Source organism: Streptomyces hainanensis, from assembly GCF_004348415.1.
Classification (GTDB): Bacteria; Actinomycetota; Actinomycetes; order Streptomycetales; family Streptomycetaceae; genus Streptomyces; species Streptomyces hainanensis.
The window spans coordinates 1-5,717 of record NZ_SMKI01000475.1; the positions used below are offsets into that span (position 1 = coordinate 1).

A 5,717-nucleotide genomic window follows, 5' to 3' on the forward strand; every position below is an offset into this window, starting at 1 on the left:
CACCGGCTCCGGACGCCTCACCGGCGGCCTGGGCGTACACCGCGGCGGTGTCGGCCATGTCGTCGGGCGCGATCTCGGAGGAGAAGTCACGCTGCCTCGTCCATGGGCGCCGCTGGGCCTTCGCCTCCCGCCGGCGTCGACGTGTCCCGACGCGTGCGGTGGGCCCCCTCCGTCCGCCCGTCGACGGCCGCCCCAGGTGCCGCCGGAGGGCCGGTTCCCCGTGCCCGCGTCCCGTACCTCCGCATGTTTCCGCACGCTCGCCGTCCCCCGAAGGAGACCGCATGTCCGGATCCACCGCCATCGTCGCCCAGGTGATCCGGGACGACGCCGAGGCGCTGCGGGTCGCCGCCGAACTCGCCGACGGCTTCCGCGCGGGCGCCGCCGGCCGGGACGCCCGGCGGGAGCCGCCGCGCGAGGAGGTGGACCGGCTGTCGGCCAGCGGCCTGCTCGCCGTCACCGTCCCCGCCGAGTACGGCGGGGCCGACGTCGGCGCCGGCACGCTCGCCGAGATCTTCCGGCTGCTGGCGACGGCCGACGCCAGCCTGGCGCAGATCCCGCAGAGCCACTTCGTCTACGTCAACGTGCTGCGGCGGCAGGGCACCGCCGCGCAGCGGGAGTTCTTCTTCGGCGAGGTGCTGGCCGGCCGGCGGTTCGGCAACGCCCAGTCCGAGGCCGGCACCCGGCACGTACAGGACTTCCGCACCCGGCTCGAACCCGAGCCGGACGGCGACGGATACGTGCTGACGGGCGTCAAGAACTACGCCACCGGTGCCCTGTTCGCCGACTGGATCCCGGTGCTCGCCCGTGCCGCCCACGACGGCGACCGGCTGCACGTCGCGTATGTGCCGTGGGACGAGCCGGGGTTGACCGTGGTCGACGACTGGGACGGCATGGGGCAGCGCACCACGGCCAGCGGCACGGTGCGCCTCGACCGGGTCCGGGTGGAGCCGGACCGGATCGTGCCCCACCACCTCACCTTCGACGGCCCCCAACTGCACGGCGCGACTGCCCAGTTGCTCCACGCGGCGATCGACGTCGGGATCGCCGGCGGGGCGCTGGCCGAGGCCGCCGAGTTCGTGCGGACGAAGAGCCGCCCCTGGTTCGAGAGCGGTCTCGTGGCGGCCGCCGACGACCCGCTGCTGATCCAACGCTTCGGCGAACTCGCCATCCGGGTACGGGCCGCCGAGGCGCTGCTCGTCGCCGCGGCCCGATCCGTGGACGCCGCGGCCGGCGGGCTCACCGACGAGAGCGCCGCCGAGGCGTCCGTGGCCGTGGCCGCCGCCAAGGCGTTCGCCGGCGCCGCGGCCGTCGAGGTCTCCTCGGCGCTCTTCGAGGTCGCCGGCACCCGGGCCGCGGCCGACGGCCTCAACCTGCACCGCCACTGGCGCGACGCCCGCACCCACACCCTGCACGATCCGGCCCGCTGGAAGGTGCAGCACATCGGCCGCCATCTGCTCAACGGCACGCCGCCGCCCCGGCACGGCCTGCTGTGACCAGCCTCGCGAACGAGACCAGCCTCGCGAAAGAACGGAGAGTTCCCGTGTCCCTCACCTTCCACTGGTTCCTGCCCACCAACGGCGACAGCCGGCACGTCGTGGGCGGTGGCCACGGCGCCGCCGTCACGGCCTCCGGCCGCGACCGGCCGCCGACGGTCGGCTACCTCGGCCAGATCGCCCGCGCCGCCGAGCAGTTGGGCTTCGTCGGCGCGCTGACCCCGACCGGTGCCTGGTGCGAGGACGCGTGGCTCACCACCGCGATGATCAGCCAGCACACCGAACGCCTCAAGTTCCTCGTCGCGTTCCGGCCCGGGTTCGTCTCGCCCACGCTCGCCGCCCAGATGGCGAGCACCTACCAACGGCAGACCGGCGGCCGGCTGTTGCTCAACATCGTCACCGGCGGCGAGGGCGCCGAGCAGCGCGCCTACGGCGACTTCCTCGACAAGGACGCGCGCTACGCGCGGACCGGCGAGTTCCTGCACGTCGTCCGGGGGCTGTGGGAGGGGAAGACGGTGGACCTGGCCGGCGAGCGGCTGAGCGTCGAGGGCGCCCGCCTCACCCGGCTGCCGGAACCGGTCCCCGAGATCTACTTCGGCGGCTCGTCCCCGGCCGCCCTCGACGTGGCCGCCCGCCACGTCGACGTCTATCTGACGTGGGGCGAGCCCCCGACCCAGGTGGCCGAGAAGATCGCCCGGGTGCGGGAGTCGGCCGCCGAACACGGCCGCTCCCCGCGGTTCGGCATCCGGCTGCACGTGATCAACCGCGACACCTCGGACGAGGCGTGGGCCGAGGCGCGCCGGCTGCTCGACGGCTTCGACCCCGCGACCGTGGCCGCCGTCCAGGAGGGCCTGGGGCACAGCGAGTCCGAGGGGCAGCGCCGGATGCTGGCGCTGCACGGCGGCCGTCGGGACGGCCTGGAGATCCATCCCAACCTGTGGGCCGGCATCGGCCTGGTGCGCGGTGGCGCCGGCACCGCGCTGGTCGGCAGCCACCAGGAGGTCGCCGACCGGATCCTGGAGTACCACGCGCTGGGCATCGAGGAGTTCGTGCTCTCCGGGTATCCCCACCTGGAGGCGGCCTACTGGTTCGGCGAGGGGGTGCTGCCGCTCCTCGAACGGCGCGGACTGTGGCACCACCCGTCCCGGGCCGATCGCCAACCCACCGCTCCCCAGGTCCCGTTCGCCGGCGCCCGCTCCTGACCACACCCCGGAGGCAGAACCCATGGCCGTCGTCCTCTCGATATCCGGAAGCCCCTCGCCCGTCTCCCGCACCGCCGGCCTCCTCAACCACCTGGGCGCCCGGCTGGCGCGCCAGGGCCACGACGTGGTCCCCCTGGACGTCCGCACCCTGCCGCCCGAGGCGCTGTTCGGCGCCGACCTCGCCCATCCGGCGATCACCGAGGCCGGCCGGTTGCTCGGCGAGGCCGACGGGGTGCTGGTGGGCACCCCCGTCTACAAGGCCGCCTACTCCGGGCTGCTCAAGGCGCTCCTCGACCTGCTGCCGCAGTACGCGCTGGCCGGCAGGACCGTGCTGCCGCTGGCCACCGGCGGCAGCACCGCCCACGTGCTGGCCATCGACTACGCGCTGCGGCCCGTCCTCTCCTCGATGGGGGCCACCCACATCACCCCCGGCTGGTTCGTCCTCGACCGCCACATCCTGGTGGCCGAGGACGGCTCGGTGACCCTCGACCCCACGGCCGCCGAACCGCTGGAACAGCTCGTCGACCAGTTCTCGGCCCACCTCGGGGCCCGACGGCTGCGCAGCGTGTCCTGACCCGCGCCCGGGCCGGCGGCAGGCACCGATCCGCTCATCGGTTTGCCGCCGGCCCACCCGGTCGGATAGGAAGCACGCATGCTCAGGGGTACGAAGGTCGGGCTCAGGGCCCGGCACGAGGACGACATACCGATCCTGGAGGCCGAGCTCGCCACCGACGTGGTCACCGCCTCGCGGGCCACAGGCGACCCGTGGCGGCCGATCACGCCCGGCTCGAAGGGGTCGCAGTTCGCGGTGGACGACACGGCGCAGGGGCTCGCCCAGTTCTCCGTGGTGGAGCTGGCGGGCGGCACGCTGGTCGGCACCGCGACGCTGTGGGGCATCGACACCCACAACCGGTGCGCGCACATCGGTCTCGGGCTGCTGCCGGCCTCCCGCGGCAACGGCTACGGCACCGACGTGGTCGCGGTGCTGTGCCACTACGGGTTCGTCGTGCGCGGCCTGCACCGGCTGCAGATCGAGACGCTGGCGGACAACCACGCGATGCTGCGCTCCGCCGAGCGCAACGGCTTCGTCCGCGAGGGCGTGCTGCGCTCCTCGTCCTGGGTGATGGGCGAGTTCCTCGACGAGGTGCTGCTCGGGCTCCTGGCCCAGGACTGGAAGCCGGCCCCGAACCACTGACCGCGACCCGCCGCTCAGCCCCAGCGCAGCTTGACCCGCGCTTCCGCGAGGCCGAGGACGGCGTCGCTCGCCTTGCCGAGGAGGGCGAGCAGCACGATGGTCAGCACGAGCACGTCGGTGCGACCGGTGTTCTGGCTGTCGATCAGCAGGTAGCCGAGGCCCATCGTGGAGGCGATCAGCTCGGCGGCGACCAGGAAGAGCCAGCTCTGGGCCAGGCCGAGCCGGACCCCGGAGAGGACGGCGGGGGCGGCGGCCGGGAGCAGCACCTGGGCGAGCAGGGCCGGCCCCGAGCGACCGTAGGCGTGGCCGAGCTCGACCAGCCGGCGGTCGGCGTGGTCCAGCGCCGAGGAGACCGTGGTGTAGACGGGGAAGAAGGCGCCGACCGCCACCAGCGTGAGCTTCGGCGTCTCGCCGATGCCCAGCCAGAGCAGTAGCAGCGGCACCCAGGCCAGCGAGGGCACGGCGCGCAACGCGCCCACCGTCGGGGCCAGCAGCGCGCGGGCCGGGCCGGAGAGGCCGACGAGCGCGCCGAGCAGCAGGCCGGCGGCGGTGCCGGCGGCGAAGCCGAGCAGCACGCGTTGGACGCTGATCGCGACGTGGTGCCCCAGGTCGCCGTGGGCCGCCAGGTCGCCGAGCGCCCGCCAGACGTCGGCGGGCGGCGGAAGCTGGGCGCGCGTGTAGACGCCGGAGTGGGCGGCCAGCTGCCAGGCGAGCAGCAGGAGCGCGGGGAGCAGCAGACCGGCCGCGACGCGCGCGAGCCGTCGCGCCAACGGTCCGCGTGTCGACGGTCCACGCGCCAACGGTCCGCGTGTCAACGGTCCGCGTGTCAACGGTCCGCCGCCGCGGTGGCGAACTCCGGCGCGAAGAGCGTGTCGAGGGCCTCGGCGACCGTCTCCTCGTCGGCCACCTGCCGTTCGGCCACCAGCAGGGGCGCCACCCGTTCCAGCACCACGCGCTGCTCGTCGCCCGGCACCGGGGAGATGTCGAGGCGCGTGCGGTCGAGGAGTTGGCGCTCCGCGACCTCGGTGGAGATCCCCGCCGCCTCGGCGAGGATGCCGACCGCCTCCGTCGGGTGGTCCAGGATCCAGGCGCGGGCCCGCTCGTAGGTGTCGACGACGGTCTGCACCAGGTCGGGGTGGGCGTCGAGGAAGTCCTCCGCGACGTTGAGGAAGCCGTAGGAGTTGAAGTCCAGGTTGCGGTAGAGCAGCCGGGAGCCCGCCTCCAGCTCGGTCTGCGCGGTGTAGGGGTCGAGGCCGGCCCAGGCGTCGACCTGGCCGCGCTCCAACGCGGTCTTCCCGTCCGGGTGTTGCAGGTTGACGATGGAGACGTCCGAGGCGTCGAGTCCGGCCTCGCGCAGCGCCTGGAGCAGGAAGAAGTACGGGTCGGTGCCCTTGGTGGCGGCGATCTGGCGGCCGGCGAGGTCGGCGACCGAGGCGATGTCGGAGCCGGCCGGCACCACGAGCGCCGACCACTCGGGCTGGCTGTAGACGCTGACGGTGCGCAGCTCGGTGCCGTTGGCGCGGGCGAGCAGCGCGGGGGTGCCGGCCGTCGAGCCGAAGTCGACGGCGCCGGCGCGCAGGTTCTCGTTGGCCTTGTTGCTGCCGAGCGACTGCAGCCAGCTGACGGTCACGTCCTGGTCGGCCAACTCCTCCTCCAGCCAGCCCTGTTCCCTGATGACCAGCGACTCGGGGTTGTAGTAGGCCCAGTCCAGGCGGAGCGGGACCGAGCCGTCCCCGCCGCCGGCGCCGCCGTCGGTGCCCTCGCCGGAGACGCAGGCGGTCAGGGCGAGCGCCAGGACGGCGGAGACGGCGGTGGCGGGGGCGCGGT

Annotated in this window: 6 protein-coding genes; 4 read left to right on the top strand and 2 right to left on the bottom strand. The window is 74.3% G+C overall.

Translation table 11 applies throughout. The features are described 5' to 3' along the window. Positions 1-281: 281 nt before the first annotated feature. From E1283_RS30415 to E1283_RS30430, 4 genes are all read left to right on the top strand, one after another. Positions 282-1,493: an SfnB family sulfur acquisition oxidoreductase gene (locus E1283_RS30415; RefSeq protein WP_132821396.1), complete on the top strand. Its 1,212-nt coding sequence runs from the start codon at positions 282-284 to the stop codon at positions 1,491-1,493. Between the two features lie 47 nt (positions 1,494-1,540). After that, positions 1,541-2,695 (top strand): LLM class flavin-dependent oxidoreductase, encoded by a 1,155-nt coding sequence (locus E1283_RS30420; RefSeq protein ID WP_132821397.1) that lies wholly within the window; start codon positions 1,541-1,543, stop codon positions 2,693-2,695. A 22-nt stretch (positions 2,696-2,717) separates the two neighbouring features. Further along, positions 2,718-3,269 carry an NADPH-dependent FMN reductase gene (ssuE, locus tag E1283_RS30425; RefSeq protein ID WP_132821398.1) on the top strand — a complete coding sequence of 184 codons (552 nt, stop codon included), beginning with the start codon at positions 2,718-2,720 and terminating at the stop codon, positions 3,267-3,269. 78 nt (positions 3,270-3,347) lie between these two features. Then, entirely contained in the window at positions 3,348-3,890 is a 543-nt protein-coding gene (locus tag E1283_RS30430) for a GNAT family N-acetyltransferase (protein ID WP_132821399.1), read from the top strand. Between the two features lie 14 nt (positions 3,891-3,904). Here E1283_RS30430 and E1283_RS30435 read toward each other — a convergent pair whose 3' ends face one another. Next, the gene (locus E1283_RS30435) at positions 3,905-4,660 is read right to left on the bottom strand and encodes an ABC transporter permease (protein ID WP_207930585.1); all 756 of its coding nucleotides are present in this window, start codon (positions 4,658-4,660) and stop codon (positions 3,905-3,907) included. A gap of 56 nt (positions 4,661-4,716) precedes the next feature. Beyond that, on the bottom strand, positions 4,717-5,717 hold a 1,001-nt coding region (locus E1283_RS30440), incomplete at its 5' end, for an aliphatic sulfonate ABC transporter substrate-binding protein (RefSeq protein WP_207930586.1).

What these genes read in the sequence shown, in the direction of transcription:
- ssuE (WP_132821398.1), top strand. Translation starts at nt 2,718, where the DNA reads ATGGCCGTCGTCCTCTCGATATCCGGAAGCCCCTCGCCCGTCTCCCGC.
- E1283_RS30430 (WP_132821399.1), top strand. Translation starts at nt 3,348, where the DNA reads ATGCTCAGGGGTACGAAGGTCGGGCTCAGGGCCCGGCACGAGGACGAC.
- E1283_RS30415 (WP_132821396.1), top strand. Translation starts at nt 282, where the DNA reads ATGTCCGGATCCACCGCCATCGTCGCCCAGGTGATCCGGGACGACGCC.